Origin of the sequence: Pedococcus ginsenosidimutans, from assembly GCF_039544395.1 — a bacterium.
Classification (GTDB): Bacteria; Actinomycetota; Actinomycetes; order Actinomycetales; family Dermatophilaceae; genus Pedococcus; species Pedococcus ginsenosidimutans.
The window spans coordinates 98,155-115,517 of the sequence record NZ_BAABLO010000001.1 but is presented as its reverse complement, the minus strand read 5'-3'; the positions used below and the strand labels follow the sequence as shown (position 1 = coordinate 115,517).

The window sequence follows — 17,363 nt, the reverse complement described above, 5'->3', positions numbered from 1 at the left end:
CCCCGCCGCCGCACCGGTGTGCGGTCGCCGGGGGTGGGGTCAGGGGGTCAGGGGGTCAGGTGGTCAGGCGTCGAAGTCGACGGTCACGGTGTCGCTGACGGGGTGGCTCTGGCAGGTGAGGACGAAGCCCTGCTCCACCTCGCGCTGCTCGAGCGCGTAGTTGCGGCGCATGTCGACCTCGCCCTCGCGGACCAGCGCCCGGCAGGTGCCGCAGACGCCGCCCTTGCAGGCGAACGGCACGTCGGTGCGGGTGGCCTGGGCCGAGTCGAGGATCGACCGGCCGCGGGGCATCGCGGTCGTCGAGCTCACGCCGTCGAGGACCACGGTGACGTCGCTGGTCTCGCCCTCGACGACCGCGTCGGCGCGGTGCAGCTCCGGCGGCGGCTCGTCGACGTAGAAGAGCTCGAAGTGGACCCTGTCGGCGGGGACGTCGAGCTCGGTGAGCACCTCGCGCGCCGACTCGATCATGGCGAGCGGTCCGCAGAGCCAGACGTGGTCGACGTCGTGGACCGGAACGAGGACGTCGAAGAGCCGGCGCAGCCGGTCGGCGTCCAGGCGCCCGGAGAACAGCTCGACGTCACGGGGCTCGCGCGACAGCACGTGCACGAGCTGGAAGCGGCTGCCGTGGCGGTTCTTGAGGTCGGCCAGCTCCTCGGCGAACATCACCGACCCGGTGGTGCGGTTGCCGTAGAGGAGCGTCACCTCGGCCCCGGGGTTGGTCAGGACGGTGGTCGCGATGGACAGCATCGGCGTGATGCCGGACCCCGCGGCGATGCACAGGTGGCGGCCGCCCTCCTCGGGGTCGGCGCGGAACGTGCCGTGCGGTGTCTGCACCTCGACCTCGTCGCCGGGTCGGAGCTCGTGCAGGAGCCACTGCGAGAACAGGCCTCCGGGGATCTCGCGGACGCCGATGCGCGGCCGTTCCCCGACCGCGGCGCAGATCGAGTAGGTGCGGCGGTGCTCGACGCCGTCGATGCGGCGGCGCAGCGTGAGCGACTGGCCGGCGGCGAAGGCGTAGGCGTCCGTGAGCTCGTCGGGGACGTCGAACGACACGGCAGCGGCGTCGTCGGTGAGCTGCTCGATCCCGTGGACGGTGAGCGTGTGGAAGGTGGGGGCGGGGCGTCGGGGCTTCTTCAGCAGCAACGAGGGGGCGGCCGAGGTCACTCAGATCTCCTTGACGTGCTCGAAGGGCTCAAGGCAGCTGGTGCACCGGTAGAGCGCCTTGCAGGCCGTGGGACCGAATTCCGAGGTGAGCTCGGTCTGTGCGGATCCACAACGGGGACAAGCGATCTCACGACGCGTCGGCATCAGGGACAGCGCGACCGGGCCGCTGCGGGCCGGGACGCGCCCGGGTGCGGAGAGGCCGTGGTCGCGCAGGGCCTGCCGACCGCGCTCGCTGATCCAGTCGCTCGACCACGCAGGCGTCAGGGAGACCCTGACCGTGGCGCCCGGCAGGCCGGCCTCCTGCAGCGACCGCACGAGGTCGTCGCGCATCGCGGCCATGGCGGGGCAGCCGGTGTAGGTGGGGGTGATCGCGACGACGACGTGCCCGTCGTCGTCGACGTCCACCGAGCGGAGGACGCCGAGGTCCTCGAGCGTCAGCATGGGCATCTCGGGGTCGGTCACCGTCCGGGCGACGGCCATCGCCTTGTCGTGCAACGCCTTCCGGGTCTCCGACTCGACCGGGGCAGGGGTGGTGGTCGGCACGGTCACCACCGACCCATGGGGTGGGCGCGGGCGACCACCTGCATCTCCGCGAGCAGCAGGCTGAGCGCCTCGGTGTGCAGGCCGTCGCGACCCTGGCGCCCCTGCACGGCCGCGAGGGCGCCCTGGGTCGGTTGGTCGACACCGCTCACCGCGAACACCTGGGCCAGCACCACGGCGACGTCGTCCGCGATGGTGGCGGGGTCGACACCCACTCCGGCCTCGGCCACCCGGCGCTCGACGTCGTGGGTGGCGAAGAGCTCTGCCTGCAGCGGCCAGACGGTGGCGAGGGCGGCTTCGAGGCGGCGCCGTGACTCGTCGGTGCCCTGCGCGAGGGTCAGGAACCAGCGCCCGGCGTAGTCACGGTGGTAGGTGAGCTCCTTGACGCCCTTCGCGGCGACGGCGGCCAGCACGTGGTCGCTGCTCGAGGCCAGGCGCTCGAGCAGGGCCAGCCGGGCCGTGGCGAGGACGAGGAGCTTGACGATGGTCACCGCGAAGTCACCGTTGTCGGTCTCGACGAGGCGCACGTTGCGGAACTCGCCGGACTCGCGAAAGAACGCCAGCGCGTCCTCCGGCGGCACGGGCGAGCCCTCCGGCAGCACCGGCACGAGGGAGGGGTCGGCCGCGGCCGCGCGGGCCAGCAGCAACCGGGCCTGGCCGAGGAGGTCGAGCGCGATGTTGGCCAGCGCGATGTCCTCCTCGAGGTCGGGTGCGCGGCTGGTCCACTGCGCCAGCCGCTGCGAGGCGATGAGCGCGTCGTCGGCGAGCATGAGGCAGTAGGTGCCGAGGTCGTGGGCGTCGACGCCGTCCGGGATCGTCGTGTCGACACCGGCGAGCGGGTCCTCGAAGTCGGTGCCGAACGCCCAGTGGGAGGGGTCGCCACCGAGCAGGCCGTCGTAGACGCTGCCGTGGGCGTCGGAGGGGTCGGGCGCGGGGTGCGAGGCGGGCTCGGGCGCAGGGTGCGAGGCGGGCTCGGGAGCAGGGTGCGAGGCGGGCTCGACGTGGTCGGTCATCGCAGGCCTCACATGTGGGGGACGTTGTCGGGGATCTCGTAGAACGTCGGGTGCCGGTAGACCTTGTCGTTGCTCGGCGCGAACATCGGGTCCTTCTCGTCCGGGCTCGAGGCGGCGATGTCCTTGGACTTCACCACCCAGATGCTCACGCCCTCGTTGCGCCGCGTGTAGACGTCGCGCGCGTGCCGCAGGGCCATGTCGTCGTCGGCCGCGTGGAGCGAGCCCACGTGGACGTGGTTGAGCCCGCGCTTGCCGCGGACGAACACCTCGTACAGCGGCCACTCGGCCTTGACGCCACCCGGCTGTGCGTCGCTCATGCGGCACCCCCGGCGGTGGCGACGGCAGCCTGCTTCGCGGCGTACGCGGTGGCGGCCTCCCGCACCCACGCACCGTCCTCGTGCGCCTTGCGGCGGTGGGCGATCCGCTGGGTGTTGCACGGGCCGTTGCCCTTGACCACCTGCATGAACTCGTCCCAGTCGGGCTGGCCGAAGTCGTGGTGGCCGCGCTCGGCGTTCCAGCGCAGCTCCGGGTCGGGGAACGTCACGCCGAGGGCCTGCGCCTGGGACACCGACATGTCGACGAACCGCTGGCGCAGGTCGTCGTTGCTGTTGCGCTTGATGCCCCACGCCATCGACTGCGCCGAGTTGGGGGACTCGTCGTCCGGCGGGCCGAACATCATCAGCGCCGGCCACCAGAACCGGTTGACCGACTCCTGCACCATGGCCCGCTGCTCGTCCGTGCCGCGCATCATCGTCATGAGCAGCTCGTAGCCCTGACGCTGGTGGAAGGACTCCTCCTTGCAGATGCGGATCATCGCGCGGCCGTAGGGGCCGAACGACGTGCGGCACAGCGGCACCTGGTTGCAGATGGCGGCGCCGTCGACGAGCCAGCCGATGGTGCCCACGTCGGCGTAGGTCAGCGTCGGGTAGTTGAAGATCGAGGAGTACTTCTGGGCGCCCGAGATGAGCTTCTCGGTGAGCTCGCCGCGGCTGACGCCGAGGGTCTCGCACGCCGAGTAGAGGTAGAGGCCGTGCCCGGCCTCGTCCTGCACCTTGGCGAGCAGGATCGCCTTGCGCCGCAGCGATGGCGCCCGGCCGATCCAGCTGCCCTCCGGCTGCATGCCGATGATCTCGGAGTGCGCGTGCTGGGCCACCTGGCGGACGAGCGTGCGCCGGTAGCCCTCGGGCATCCAGTCGCGCGGCTCGATGCGGTCGCCGTGCCCGATGGTCGCGTCGAAACCGGCCTGGAGCGGGTCGGTGGCGGTGTCGGTCATGCGTCCTCCACGGGTCGGGACGAGAGGGTGGCTCGGGGCGCCGCGGTCAATTACTGACCGAACGGTCTGTAATAGTTTCTCAGGTGCGCGGTCCCGAGGCAACCACGGTCCCGCGGCGGTCGGTGTCGACCCCAGCGAGCGTCGACCTCAGCGACGGCGGTTGCGGTGCGCGATGGTGCCCGACAGCACGGTCGCGAACCCGCACCACGCGGCGTACGCACCGATGGCCACCGCCTTGCCCCGCCCGGCCGCGCCGGCACGCCGGGCGAGGTCGGCCGAGGAGAGCGTGAGCACCGCGCACTCGGCGGTCGCGAGCCACGGCTTCCGGGCGCGGAAGAACAGGCCGGTCCAAGCCGTGTTGAGCGCCATGTTGAGGGCGAGTGCCTGCTCGAGCTGCTTCGCCTCGTCCTCGCGTCCGGCCTCGGCGAGGTAGGAGGACGACACCGCGCTGACGAGGGCCACGTCGGCGTACAGGCCCGTCCAGACGACGGGGAAGGCCGCGGGCGGCGGCTCCCACGACGGCTTGTCGAGCCTGCGGTACCAGCGCGAGGTCGGGTCGGTGAGCAGCGACCCGGTCACGGCGGCAGCGCCGACCATCGCGCTGGTGCGGGCCAGGGTCCGGCGCCAGCGGAACGGGTCGATGCCCTTGTTGGCCGCTCGGATGGCGTCCTCGAACGCCGTCCGGCCGCCGGGCGGGGGGCCGGTGACGTCCACGATGTCCTGCTCCCCGCACACCGCCTCGTGGACCAGGCTGCCGATGAGCGGTCGGCCGATGCCGCGGGAGATCGGCGTGACGATGTCGATCCACAGGCCGGCGAGGCGCGGCGTCAGGACGGGCACGGTGGTGATCCAGCGGCGGCCCAGCCCGACGATCTCGGCGTAGCGCTGCATCATCTCGGCGTAGGTGAGCACCTCGGGGCCACCGATGTCGAACGTCCGGTTGACCTCGGGCCCCATCTCGGCGGACCCGGCGAGGTAGTGGACGACGTCGTCGACCGCGATCGGCTGGATCCGGTTGCGCAGCCAGCGCGGGGCGATGACGGCGGGCAGCCGCTCGGTGAGGTGGCGCAGCATGTCGAACGACGCCGAGCCGTCGCCGAGGACGATGCCGGCCTGCAGCACCGTGGCTGGGACGGGACCGGCCAGGAAGATGTCGCCGACCTCGACGCGCGACGCGAGGTGGTCGGACAGCCGCCCCTCCGGGTGCAGGCCGCTGAGGTAGACGATCCGGCCGACGCCCGCGTCGGAGGCGGCCTGCGCGAAGGTGCGCGCCATGGAGCGGTCCCGCTCCATGAAGTCGCCCTTGCCGTCCATCGAGTGCAGCAGGTAGTAGGCCACGTCGACGCCGTCCATGGCGCGCCGGCAGTCCTGCGCCGAGGTCGCGTCGCCCTCGACGGCCTCGACGTCGTGGGCCCACGGCTTGCCCTCGAGCCCGCGGCGGCTGCGCGTCAGCACCCTGACCCGCCAGCCCCGGTCGAGCAGTGCCGGGACGAGGACGCCGCCCACGTAGCCGGTGGCGCCGGTGACCAGGACCGTGCGGGACGTGCCGGGGGACGAAGGCATGCGATCAGCTTCCTGAGGAGAGGACGAGGGGGAGGAGCAGGAGCATCCCGAGGGACCACGTGAGGTGGGTGACCATGGGGCCGAGGATGCCGCCGGTCACCCGTCGCTGCAGGCCCGTGAGGACCCCCAGCAGGGCGGCGGCGAGGACCAGGAGGGGGATGCCGGAACCCACGGTGGTCAGGGCGTAGACGACGGCCGTGACGAGCACGGCGTGCCGGCGCCCGACGGCGGAGTAGAGGGCGCCGCGGAAGTAGAGCTCCTCCGCGATCCCGTTGACGGCGGTGATCGCGGCCACGAGGGTGAGCGACCCGAGCCGGGCGTGGTCGAGCAGGTGGGTGACGGGGTCGCGCAGCGGCGGGACGTGCGCGATGACGAACCCGCCGAGCAGGAACACCGCGAGCAGGATCGCCCCGAGGGCCAGCGACTGCACGAGGGGTCTCGCGTCCCCGCCGGACCTGGTGCGGGCCCGGCCGAGGTGCAGCGGGCCGGACACGAACGCGCCGATGGTCCAGATCGCGGCGAGCCCCACCGTCGCGGCGTAGAAGAGGGGGTCACCGGGCGGGATGCGCAGGGCGAGGGTGAGCACGACGCTGCCCACGACGAGGGTGACGACGGCGACGACGCGGCGTCGGCGGAAGGCCGCGTCCGACTCGGTGTGGTCGCGGGGCACCGGCGTCACCAGGGCTGCCCGGACGAACGAGCGGACCTCGGCGACCGGGTCGATCACGACGACCCCGAGCCGCGTACCGCGTCGTAGCGGCGCAGCGCCTCGCGGCGCTCCTCGGCGTGGTCGACGACCGGCTGGGGGTAGCCGTGGTCGTAGGCGCCGTCGTGCTTCCACGGCTCGTGGACCGCCTTGCCCGGCACGTGGGCGAGCTCGGGCACGTAGCGGCGCACGTAGTCCCCCCGGGGGTCGAAGCGCTGGCCCTGGGTGACCGGGTTGAACACGCGGAAGTAGGGCGAGGCGTCGGTCCCCGTGCCGGCCACCCACTGCCAGCCGTGGTTGTTCGACGCGATGTCGCCGTCGATGAGGTGGTCGAGGAAGTGGCGGGCGCCGACGGGCCACCAGACGTGCAGGTCCTTGGTGAGGAAGCTCGCCGTCACCATCCGCATCCGGTTGTGCATCCAGCCCTCGGTGAGCAGCTGGCGCATCGCGGCGTCGACCACGGGGTAGCCGGTGCGCCCCTCCTTCCACGCCTGCACGAGCTCGGGGTTGTCCTCGTACGTCATCCCCTTCAGGGCGGGACGCAGGTCGTGCCACGACGAGCGCGGGTGGTGCCAGAGGACGTCGGCGTAGAACTCGCGCCAGCACAGCTCGGTCTCGAACGTCTGCGCGCCCTGCCCGGTCCGGCCCCTCAGCTCTGCGAGCAGGGTCCGCGGGTGGACGGCGCCGATCTTGAGGTAGGGCGACAGCCGTGAGGTCCCCGGCCGGTCGGCCCGGTCGCGCTCGTCCTTGTAGGCGGTGACGGAGTCGTCGAGGAAGTCCCGCCACCGCTGGAGCGCGGCCTCCTCGCCTGCCTCCGGCAGCTCGGGCAGGTCGTCCTCGGAGAGGGCCGCGCGCACGGTCTTCCAGCCGTCGTCGTCGGAGGCCACCCGGGCGAGTGAGAGGTCCTGCGGCTCGGTCGCGGGGGCGGGCCAGCCGTGGTCGCGCCAGGCGCGGCTGAACGGCGTGAACACCTTGTAGGGGTCACCGCTGCCGTTGACCACGGACCCCGGGCCCACAGCGTACGGCGTGCCGGTCTCGACCCACTCCACGCCCGCCTCGCCGAGCGCGGCGGCGACCGCCTTGTCGCGCCGTACGCCGGCTGGGGTGGTCTCGCGGGAGACGTGCACCGAGGTGGCGCCCACCTCCTCGACGACCGCGGGGACGACCTCGGCCGGGTCGCCGACGCGCAGGCACAGCCGGCCGTCGTACGCCTCGCGGGTGGCCTCCAGGGTCGCGGCGAGCCATGCCCGCCGGGCGGGGCCGCCGCCGTCCCACAGGGCGGGGTCGAGGACGAACAGCACGAGCACGTTGCCGCCGTCCGCGGCCGACGCCGCGGCCCCGAGGGCGGGCAGGTCGCCCCTGCGCAGGTCGCGGCGGAGCCAGAGGACCGAGGCAGCGCGGGACATGTCACCAACCCTAGGTGGGGCGGCGCGGGCATGCCTCGGCGAGCATTACTCGCGAGTCACCGACGATCGGTGGCAGGCTCGGGCCTCGGTGGCGTGCCGTCTGCGCCGCCCCCGTCGTCCGTCCGTGCTGGGAGGCCCACTCGATGTTCTCGCGCATCGCCATCGTCAACCGGGGTGAGGCCGCGATGCGGCTCATCCACGCCGTGCGCGACCTCAACGCGCAGGCAGGCGTCGGTGGCCACCGCATCGAGACCGTCGCCCTGCACACGGAGGGTGAGAAGCGCGCCATGTTCGTGCGCGAGGCCGACCACGCCCACAACCTCGGCCCGGCGGCCAACCGCCCCTACCTCGACTACGCCGTGCTGGAGCAGGCGCTGCGCGAGACCGGCGCCGACGCGGCCTGGGTGGGCTGGGGCTTCGTCGCCGAGCACCCGGACTTCGCCGAGCTCTGCGCGCGCATCGGCGTGACGTTCATCGGCCCGAGCCCGGAGGCGATGCGCAAGCTGGGCGACAAGATCGGCTCCAAGCTCATCGCCGAGGAGGTCGGCGTGCCCGTCGCGCCGTGGAGCCGCGGAGGTGTCGACACCCTCGAGGACGCCAAGGCCGCCGCCGCGCAGATCGGCTACCCCCTCATGCTCAAGGCGACCGCCGGTGGTGGCGGGCGCGGCATCCGCATGGTCGCGTCGGACGCCGACCTCACCGACGCCTACGAGCGCACCCGCGACGAGGCCCAGCGCGCGTTCGGCTCCGGGGTCGTCTTCCTCGAGAAGCTCGTCACGGGGGCACGGCACGTCGAGGTCCAGGTCATCGCCGACGGCCACGGCACGGCGTGGGCCCTCGGCGTTCGCGACTGCTCGGTGCAGCGCCGCAACCAGAAGGTCATCGAGGAGTCGGCCTCGCCCGTCCTCGGCCCGGAGCAGGTCGCCGAGGTCAAGGCCAGCGCCGAGCGCCTCGCCATCGCGGTGGGGTATGCCGGCGCCGGCACCGTGGAGTTCCTCTACCACCCGGGCGAGAAGTTCTTCGCGTTCCTCGAGGTCAACACCCGCCTGCAGGTGGAGCACCCGATCACCGAGGCCACCACCGACACCGACCTGGTCAAGCTCCAGATCCACGTCGCGTCCGGGGGCCGCCTCGAGGGGGAGCGGCCGACCGAGGAGGGCCACGCCGTCGAGGCGCGGCTCAACGCCGAGGACCCCGACCGCGACTTCGCCCCGTCGCCGGGCCGGATCGCCCTGCTCGACCTCCCCGCCGGCCCGGGCATCCGTGTCGACACCGGGGTCGGCGAGGGCGACTCGATCCCGGCCGACTTCGACTCGATGATCGCCAAGATCATCGCCGTCGGCGCGGACCGCGACGAGGCGCTCGCCCGGCTGCGGCGCGCGATGTCCGAGACGACCGTGGTCATCGAGGGCGGCTCCACCAACAAGAGCTTCATCCTCGACCTGCTCGACCAGCCCGAGGTCGTCGACGGCAGCGCCGACACGGGCTGGATCGACCGCGTGCGCGGCGAGGGACGCCTGGTCTCCCACCGCCACTCCGGCGTCGCGCTCGTCGTCGCCGGCATCGAGGGCTACGAGGACGAGGAGGGCGTCGAGCGCACCCGCCTGCTCGAGACCTCCCGGGGTGGGCGCCCCCAGGTCCAGCACCGCACCGGCCGCGCCATCGACCTCAAGCTGCGCGGCACCGCGTACAAGGTCACGGTGTGGCGCATCGGGCCGCACCTGTTCCGCGTCACCGTGGCCAACGGCACCACCGAGCAGACCGTCGACGCCGAGCTCGACCGGCTCGACGAGTACACCAGCCGCGTCACCATCGGCGGTCGCACCCACCGCCTCATCTCGGCCGCGCACGGACCGGTGCAGCTCGTCGAGGTCGACGGCGTCACCCACCGGGTGTCCCGGGACGAGGGCGGCGTGCTCCGCTCGCCCGCCCCGGCCCTCGTGGTCGCGACGCCCGCACCCGTCGGCGCCGAGGTGGCCGCGGGCGCCCCGGTCCTCGTGCTCGAGTCGATGAAGATGGAGACGGTGCTGCCCGCGCCGTTCGCCGCCCGGGTCAAGGAGCTGCTCGTCTCCACCGGCAGCCAGGTGGAGACCGGTGCGCCCTTGGTCCGTCTCGAGCCCGTCGGCGACGGTGACGAGGTCGCCGACGAGGCCGCCCAGGACACGGTCGACCTCGACCTGCCCACCCACGACCTCGGTGCGGCCGGGGCCGACGAGGTGGCCCGGCGCTCGCGTGCCGCGCTGTGCGCCATGCTCCTCGGCTACGACGTCGACCCCCGCGACGACGGCAACACGCTGCGCTCCTACCTCGAGGCCCGCGACGAGCTCTCCGCGGCCGGCGCCTCCCAGGTGGGGGCGGAGATCGCGGTGCTCGAGGTGTTCGCCGACTTCGCCGAGCTGAGCCGCAACCGGCCGGCGGGTGAGGAGGACCACGTCGAGAACCGCGTGCACAGCCCCCGCGAGCACTTCCACACCTACCTGCAGAGCCTGGACGTCGAGCGCGGCGCCCTGCCCGAGCAGTTCCGCACCAAGCTCTCGCAGGTCCTGCGCCACTACGGCCTCGACAGCCTCGACCGGACGCCGCAGCTCGAGGAGGCGGTCTTCCGCGTGTTCCTCGCCCAGCAGCGCTCGGCGCCCGAGGTCGTCCTCGCCACGGCGCTCCTGCAGCGCTGGATCGTCGAGCCGTGCCCCGAGCCCCCGCTCGACGCCGCCGCGCGGGAGGTGCTCGACCGGCTCGTCGTCGCCACCCAGCTGCGCCACCCCGTCATCGGCGACCTCGCCCGCAGCGTGCGGTTCCGCTGGTTCGACCAGCCGCTCGTCGACGCCGACCGGGCGAGTGTGCTGGGCGGCGTGCGCGACGAGCTCGCCGCCCTCGAGGGCATCCCCGGCGGGGAGGAGCGCGCCCGCCGCATCGACGCCCTGGCCGCCATCCCCGAGCAGATCGTCCGCTTCCTCTCCGACCGGCTGGAGGCAGGTGTCCCCACCCGGGAGCCGATGCTGGCCGTCCTGGTCAAGCGCCACTACCGCGACCACGACCTCACCGGTCTGCGCGAGCTCCAGAGCGGCAGCCGTCCCTTCGCCGTCGCCGACTACAGCCTCGACGGGCGCCCCACCCACCTCGTGACGACGGTCGGGCGCGTCGACGAGCTCACCCCGGGGTCCGACCTCGTGGACGCCGTCGCCGCCCGGCTGGACGAGCGCACCGCGGGCCAGGAGGCCGTCGTCGACCTCTACCTGTCGTGGCCCGACGAGCCCGAGGGCCCGGAGCAGGCCTCCGAGCTCCTCGCCGCCCGGCTCGCCGAGATCCCGTGGGCGCAGGACGTGCGCCGCGTCGCCGTTGCCGTCTGCCCCGGTGGCGGGCGCGAGGTCAGCTACTTCACGTTCCGTCCCGGTGACGGCGCGATGGTCGAGGACGACCTGGTCCGCGGGGTGCACCCGATGGTCGGCCGCCGCCTCAACCTGTGGCGCCTGCGGGCCTTCGACGTCACGCGGCTCGAGGCGCCCGAGGACGTGCTCCTCTACCGCTGTGTGGCCCCCGGCAACGAGTCCGACCAGCGGCTGGTCGCCCTCGCGCAGGTGCGACAGCTCGCGGTGGTGCGTGACGACGCAGGCCGGGTGACCGCGCTGCCCCACGCGGAGCGGGCGATCGCCAACTGCCTCGAGGCGATCCGCCGTGCACGCGCCGAGAGCGGGGCCGCCGGCGCCCGCCTCGACATGAACTACGTCTGGGTGCACATCTGGCCGCCGGTGGAGGCCGACCTCGACCAGCTCACCGCGCTGCAGGCCAAGATCGCGCCGCTGACCGCGGGTGCGGGCATCGAGGAGGTGCTCGTCCAGGGCCGCATCTCCAGCCCGGGCGGCGACAGCGCCCCGCTCGCGGCCCGGTTCCACTACCAGCCGGGGTCCGGTGTCGTGACCTCCGTCGAGGAGCCGCCGGCCGACCTGCTCAAGCCCCTCGACGACTACGCGCAGAAGGTCGTCCGCGCCCGCCGCCGTGGTGTGGTGTACCCGTACGAGCTCCAGGCGATGATCGCCGGCCCCGGCGGCACCGCCGTCGAGTACGACCTCGACGACCGCGGCAGCCTGGTCCCGGTGGAGCGTCCGTACGGCCACAACAAGGCCGGCATCATCGCGGGCGTCATCAGCAGCCCCACCGAGCGCTACCCCGAGGGCGTCACCCGCGTGCTGCTCTGCGGCGACCCCCTCAAGGCGCTGGGCGCCGTCTCCGAGGCCGAGTGCACCCGCATCATCGCGGCGCTCGACCTCGCGCAGGAGATGGGTGTGCCCGTCGAGTGGTTCGCGCTCTCGGCCGGTGCCCGCATCTCCATGGACTCGGGCACCGAGAACATGGACTGGGTGGCCCGGGCGCTCAAGCGCATCGTGGAGTTCACCCAGGACGGCGGCGAGATCAACATCGTCGTCGCCGGGATCAACGTCGGTGCCCAGCCCTACTGGAACGCCGAGGCGACGATGCTGATGCACACCAAGGGCATCCTCGTCATGACCCCGGACAGCGCCATGGTGCTCACCGGCAAGCAGTCCCTCGACTTCTCCGGCGGGGTCAGTGCCGAGGACAACTTCGGCATCGGCGGCTACGACCGCGTGATGGGGCCCAACGGGCAGGCGCAGTACTGGGCGCCGGACCTCGTGGGCGCGCGCGACATCCTCATGGCGCACTACGAGCACACCTACGTCCACCCGGGCGAGGACGGCCCCCGCAGGGCGCGCACCACCGACCCGGTCGACCGGGACGTGACGTCCTACCCGCACACGCTCGCGGACTCGGGCTTCACGACGGTGGGCGACATCTTCTCCCCGGTCACCAACCCCGACCGCAAGAAGCCGTTCGACATCCGCACCCTCATGGCCGCGGTCGCCGACCAGGACCACGAGACGCTCGAGCGCTGGGCCGGCATGGCCGACGCCGAGACGGCCGTGGTGCAGGACGCGCACCTCGGCGGCATCCCGGTGTGCCTGCTCGGTATCGAGTCCAAGACCGTTGCGCGGCGCGGGTTCCCGCCCACCGACGGCCCGGACACCTACACCGCGGGCACGCTGTTCCCGCGGTCGTCCAAGAAGGCGGCCCGCGCCATCAACGCCGCCAGTGGCAACCGCCCCCTGGTCGTGCTCGCCAACCTGTCCGGGTTCGACGGCTCGCCCGAGTCGATGCGCAGCCTCCAGCTCGAGTACGGCGCCGAGATCGGCCGCGCCATCGTCAACTTCGACGGGCCGATCGTCTTCACGGTCGTGTCGCGCTACCACGGTGGTGCCTTCGTCGTCTTCTCCAAGGTGCTCAACCCGCGCATGACGGTGCTCGCCGTCGAGGGGTCGTTCGCCTCGGTGCTCGGTGGCGCCCCGGCCGCCGCGGTCGTGTTCTCGCGGGACGTGGACGCCCGGACCAACGCCGACCCGCGGGTCCGGGAGCTGGAGGCCGCCCTCGCTGAGGGTGGGGAGCTGCGTCGGGCGCAGCTCGCGACCGAGCTCGCCGAGGTCCGCGCCGCGGTACGCAGCGAGAAGCTGGGCGAGGTCGCGGCCGAGTTCGACCGCGTGCACAGCATCCACCGGGCCGTGTCGGTCGGGTCGGTCGACGCGGTCATCTCCGCGCAGGAGCTGCGGCCGCGGATCATCGCGGCGATCGAGGCGGGGCTCAAGGGCTGATGGGTCCGCGGGGCGTGCCGACCACCGGCGAGGAGGTCGGCACGCCACCCGGCCCCCGGTCGGTCGCCGGCCTCCTGCTCGCGGCGGGTGGTGGCCGGAGGATGGGCGGCCCCAAGGCGCTGCTCGACGACCCCTCCGGCGGCACCTTCCTCGAGCGGGGGCTGCGGGTGCTGCGCGCCTCGGGGTGCGACCCCGTGGTCGTGGTGCTCGGCGCCGGGGCGCCGGAGGCGCAGCCGCTCGCCACGGGCGCCGACACGGTCGTCGTGGCGCACGACTGGGCGCAGGGGCAGAGTGCATCGCTGCGGGCCGGTCTCGAGGCGGTGTCTGCCTCGGCCGCCGACGCGGTGGTGGTGCTGCTCGTCGACCTACCCGACGTGGGCCCGGACGTGGTGCGCCGGGTGCTGGCGGCGACGGACGGTGGGGGCCCGGCGAGCCTGGCCCGCGCCGCCTACGCCGGCGTGCCCGGCCACCCCGTGGTCATCGGCCGCGACCACTGGGCGGGGGTGCTGGACGTCCTCGAGGGGGACCGGGGGGCCCGCGACTACCTCGCGGCCCACCCCCACGCGACGGTCGAGTGCGGTGACCTCGCCGGCGGTGAGGACGCGGACACCCCGGCCGACCTCGGCTGACACCCCGGCCGACCTCGTCCGGCATCCCGGGTGCCGGCACACCTGCCACCGTGCCCACCGCTGGACGGCGCGAACGGACCTCTCGTCGCGCCCGGTCCGCTGCTGCTCTTTCGCTGCGGAGCGGCGTGGGTGATGATCAGGTCATGGAGCCACGGGAGGCCTTTGCGTCGGCCGGGGAGCTGGCGCAGGGTCTCGGGCGGACCGGGTACCTCGCGGACGCCTCCCTCGCCACGGTCGCCTGGCTCGCGCTGCGCCTGCAGCGCCCGCTCCTGCTCGAGGGCGAGCCCGGCACGGGGAAGACCGCCCTCGCGGAGGCCATCGCGGAGACGCTCGACCTGCCGCTGGTGCGGCTGCAGTGCTACGAGGGCATCGACGCGACCCAGGCCCTGTACGACTGGGACTTCCCCCGCCAGATCCTGCACCTGCGCGCCATCGAGGCGGTCGCCGCCGACCGCGCGACGGACGTGGAGGCGGTCGAGGACCAGCTCTTCGACGAGCGGTTCCTGCTGGCGCGGCCGGTCCTGAGGGCCCTGCGCGAGGCTCCTGCCGTCCTGCTCGTCGACGAGGTGGACCGGGCCGACGACGAGTTCGAGGCGTTCCTGCTCGAGGTGCTCTCGACCTGGCAGGTCACCATCCCCGAGCTGGGCACGGTGACGGCGTCGACCCCGCCGGTGGTGGTCCTCACCTCCAACCGCACCCGCGAGCTGCACGACGCGCTCAAGCGGCGCTGCCTCTACCACTGGATCGACCACCCGGGGCTGCAGCGCGAGCTCGAGATCGTCCGCACTCGCGCCCCCCAGGTCTCCGACACCCTTGCGGCGCAAGTGGTCTCGACGGTGCAGGCGCTCCGGCGCGACCACGAGCTGATCAAGCCCCCCGGGGTCGCGGAGACCCTGGACTGGGCGCGGGCCCTGCACGAGCTGGGCTCCCCGACCCTCGACCTCGACACTGCCTCGGCGACGCTCGGCGTCGCGGTGAAGTACCGCGAGGACGCCGAGCGCGTGCGCTCCGCCCTCGACCGGATCCTGGCGTCATGACCTCCGCCGCCCCGGCCGCCCTTCGGCCCCACGCCCCCGACGCGGTCCTGCTCGGGTTCGCGCGGGCGCTCCGGGCAGCCGGGGTGGCGGTGACGGCCGACCGCGAGCGCACCTACCTCGAGGCGGCCGCCGAGGTCGGGCTGCTCGACGCGTCCGCCGTCTACTGGGCCGGTCGCGCGACGCTGTGCTCGTCGCCGGCCGACCTCGAGCGCTACGACCAGGTGTACGCCGCGTGGTTCGGGCTCGAGCGCGCCGGCAGCCGCCCGCGCCAGGAGTCCTCGCCCACCCTCACCATGGCGTCCCTCGACGCCGGTGGTGGCCGTGGCGGGTCGGAGGAGGAGCAGGACGCCGTCCAGGCGCAGGCGAGCGCGACCGAGGTGCTGCGGCACCGCGACATCGCCACGATGGGGAGTGCGGAGCGGGCCCACCTCGCAGCCATGTTCGCCGAACTGCGCCCCCGGGCGCCGCGACGCCGCGCGCACCGCCCTACGCCGGCCGGGCGCGGCCTCGTCGACGCCCGGCGCACGTTGCGAGAGCAGCTGCGCCGGATGGGGGAGCCCGGGCCCATCGCGTGGCAGCGCCGGGGGACCCGGCCGCGGCGGGTCGTCCTGCTCGTGGACGTGTCGGGCTCGATGAGCCCCTACGCGGACGCCCTCCTGCGGCTCTCCCACACCTACGCGGCGACCGGCCTGCCCGTCGAGGTCTTCACCCTCGGCACCCGCCTGACCCACGTGACGCGGCCGCTGCGCCAGCGTGACCCCGAGCGGGCGCTGGTGGCCTGCGGCGACGCGGTCCCCGACTGGTCGGGGGGCACCCGGCTGGCCCAGGGCATCAAGGTCTTCCTCGACCGCTGGGGTCGGCGGGGCATGGCCCGTGGCGCCGTCGTCGTGCTGTTCAGCGACGGGTGGGAGCGCGAGGCCCCGGAGGCCCTCGGCGAGCAGATGCGACGGCTGGGTGCCCTCGCGCACCGGGTGGTCTGGGTCAACCCGCACCGTGGCAAGGCCGGGTACGCGCCGGTGCAGCAGGGGATCGTCGCGGCCCTGCCGCACATCGACGACTTCGTGGCCGGGCACTCCATGGCCGCCTTCGAGGAGCTGGTCGAGGTGGTGGCCCGTGCGTGAGGTGATGCCCGAGCTGCTGAGCTGGTGGAAGGCGGGGGCGACCGTCGGCGTCGGCACGGTCGTGGCCACCTGGCGGTCCGCGCCACGGCCCGCCGGGGCCTCGATGCTCGTGGGGCCGGGCGGCGAGGCGGTGGGGTCGGTCTCCGGCGGCTGCGTGGAGGGCGCCGTCTACGAGCTGGCCTCCGCGGTCGTCGCCGACGGCGCACCGGTCCTGCAGCGCTACGGTGTCAGCGACGACGACGCGTACGCCGTGGGGCTCACCTGCGGTGGAATCCTCGACGTCTTCGTCGAGAAGGTGAGCCGCGAGACGTTCCCCGAGCTCGGCGGGGTCGCCGAGGACGTCGAGGCGGGACGGCCCGTGGCCGTCGCCACCGTGATCGACCACCCGGACCCCGGCTGGCTCGGCCGCCGGCTGGTGGTGCGGCCCGAGGGTGCAGAGCTCGGTGACAGCGGCTCGCTCGGTTCCTCCCGCGCCGACGACGCCGTCACCGACGACGCGCGAGGGCTCCTCGCGGCGGGGCGCACCGAGACGCTCACCTACGGTCCCGACGGCGAACGACGGGGCGAGGGCATGCGCGTCTTCGTGTCGTCGTTCGCGCCGCGCCCCCGGATGCTCGTCTTCGGCGCCATCGACTTCGCGGCGGCCGTCGCCCACATGGGGCACTTCCTCGGCTACGAGGTGACCGTCTGCGACGCCCGGCCCGTCTTCGCCACGGCCAGCCGCTTCCCGTCGGCCGACGAGGTCGTCGTGCAGTGGCCCCACCGCTACCTCGAGGCCGAGCGCGACGCCGGGCGGGTCGACGGCCGCACCGTGGTCTGCGTGCTCACCCACGACCCCAAGTTCGACGTGCCCGTCCTCGAGGTCGCGCTGCGCCTGCCGGAGGTGGCCTTCGTCGGGGCGATGGGCTCGCGCCGTACCCACGAGGACCGGCTCGCGCGGCTCCGCGAGGCCGGGCTCACCGAGGACGAGCTGCGTCGGCTCTCCAGCCCCATCGGGCTCGACCTGGGTGCGCGCACCCCCGAGGAGACGGCGGTGAGCATCGCCGCCGAGATCGTGGCCCTGCAGTGGGGAGGGCTCGGTGACCGCCTCGCCCACCGCGAGGGCCCCATCCACCACCACACCGGCACCGCGGGGGAGCCCCCGCAGGTGGCCGCCGGCGTCGGCCGGGGCACGGGAGGTGGGGCGGGGACCTAGACGGTCCGGAGGTTGGCACGGCAGGGCAGTGCAGCAAGTATCCGAAGGGGGCGCCGGAA

Annotated in this window: 13 protein-coding genes; 5 read left to right on the top strand and 8 right to left on the bottom strand. The window is 73.7% G+C overall.

Features of this window, described 5'->3' with window-relative positions; translation table 11 throughout:
• Window positions 1-63: 63 nt before the first annotated feature.
• From paaE to ABEA42_RS00560, 8 genes are all read right to left on the bottom strand, one after another.
• Entirely contained in the window at window positions 64-1,164 is a 1,101-nt protein-coding gene (paaE, locus tag ABEA42_RS00595) for a 1,2-phenylacetyl-CoA epoxidase subunit PaaE (RefSeq protein ID WP_345500438.1), read from the bottom strand.
• Window positions 1,165-1,713, bottom strand: a complete 549-nt coding sequence (paaD, locus tag ABEA42_RS00590) for a 1,2-phenylacetyl-CoA epoxidase subunit PaaD (RefSeq protein ID WP_345500437.1) — start codon at window positions 1,711-1,713, stop codon at window positions 1,165-1,167.
• The gene (paaC, locus tag ABEA42_RS00585) at window positions 1,710-2,717 is read right to left on the bottom strand and encodes a 1,2-phenylacetyl-CoA epoxidase subunit PaaC (protein WP_345500436.1); all 1,008 of its coding nucleotides are present in this window, start codon (window positions 2,715-2,717) and stop codon (window positions 1,710-1,712) included. The genes paaD and paaC overlap by 4 nt, the downstream gene beginning before the upstream one ends.
• Window positions 2,718-2,725: 8 nt before the next feature.
• Window positions 2,726-3,034 (bottom strand): 1,2-phenylacetyl-CoA epoxidase subunit PaaB, encoded by a 309-nt coding sequence (paaB, locus tag ABEA42_RS00580; RefSeq protein ID WP_345500435.1) that lies wholly within the window; start codon window positions 3,032-3,034, stop codon window positions 2,726-2,728.
• Window positions 3,031-3,990 (bottom strand): 1,2-phenylacetyl-CoA epoxidase subunit PaaA, encoded by a 960-nt coding sequence (gene paaA / locus ABEA42_RS00575; protein ID WP_345500433.1) that lies wholly within the window; start codon window positions 3,988-3,990, stop codon window positions 3,031-3,033. Before paaA ends, paaB begins: the two co-directional genes overlap by 4 nt.
• 147 nt (window positions 3,991-4,137) lie before the next feature.
• The gene (locus ABEA42_RS00570) at window positions 4,138-5,553 is read right to left on the bottom strand and encodes a tryptophan-rich sensory protein (RefSeq protein WP_345500432.1); all 1,416 of its coding nucleotides are present in this window, start codon (window positions 5,551-5,553) and stop codon (window positions 4,138-4,140) included.
• 4 nt (window positions 5,554-5,557) lie between these two features.
• Window positions 5,558-6,280 (bottom strand): CPBP family intramembrane glutamic endopeptidase, encoded by a 723-nt coding sequence (locus ABEA42_RS00565; protein WP_345500431.1) that lies wholly within the window; start codon window positions 6,278-6,280, stop codon window positions 5,558-5,560.
• On the bottom strand, window positions 6,277-7,665 hold the full coding sequence (locus ABEA42_RS00560; protein WP_345500430.1) for a cryptochrome/photolyase family protein: 1,389 nt from the start codon (window positions 7,663-7,665) through the stop codon (window positions 6,277-6,279). Before ABEA42_RS00560 ends, ABEA42_RS00565 begins: the two co-directional genes overlap by 4 nt.
• 143 nt (window positions 7,666-7,808) lie before the next feature.
• Here ABEA42_RS00560 and ABEA42_RS00555 point away from each other — a divergent pair, with 143 nt between their 5' ends.
• The 5 genes from ABEA42_RS00555 to ABEA42_RS00535 all read left to right on the top strand — a co-directional run bounded on the left by ABEA42_RS00555 (window position 7,809) and on the right by ABEA42_RS00535 (window position 17,304).
• Window positions 7,809-13,322 carry an ATP-binding protein gene (locus ABEA42_RS00555; RefSeq protein WP_345500428.1) on the top strand — a complete coding sequence of 1,838 codons (5,514 nt, stop codon included), beginning with the start codon at window positions 7,809-7,811 and terminating at the stop codon, window positions 13,320-13,322.
• Window positions 13,323-13,336: 14 nt separating this feature from the next.
• Window positions 13,337-13,951 (top strand): nucleotidyltransferase family protein, encoded by a 615-nt coding sequence (locus tag ABEA42_RS00550; RefSeq protein ID WP_345500427.1) that lies wholly within the window; start codon window positions 13,337-13,339, stop codon window positions 13,949-13,951.
• A gap of 143 nt (window positions 13,952-14,094) precedes the next feature.
• A complete protein-coding gene (locus tag ABEA42_RS00545) occupies window positions 14,095-14,988 on the top strand; it encodes an AAA family ATPase (RefSeq protein ID WP_345500426.1) in 894 nt (297 codons plus the stop codon).
• A complete protein-coding gene (locus tag ABEA42_RS00540) occupies window positions 14,985-16,109 on the top strand; it encodes a vWA domain-containing protein (RefSeq protein ID WP_345500424.1) in 1,125 nt (374 codons plus the stop codon). Before ABEA42_RS00545 ends, ABEA42_RS00540 begins: the two co-directional genes overlap by 4 nt.
• The gene (locus ABEA42_RS00535) at window positions 16,102-17,304 is read left to right on the top strand and encodes an XdhC/CoxI family protein (protein ID WP_345500422.1); all 1,203 of its coding nucleotides are present in this window, start codon (window positions 16,102-16,104) and stop codon (window positions 17,302-17,304) included. Before ABEA42_RS00540 ends, ABEA42_RS00535 begins: the two co-directional genes overlap by 8 nt.
• Window positions 17,305-17,363: the final 59 nt, after the last annotated feature.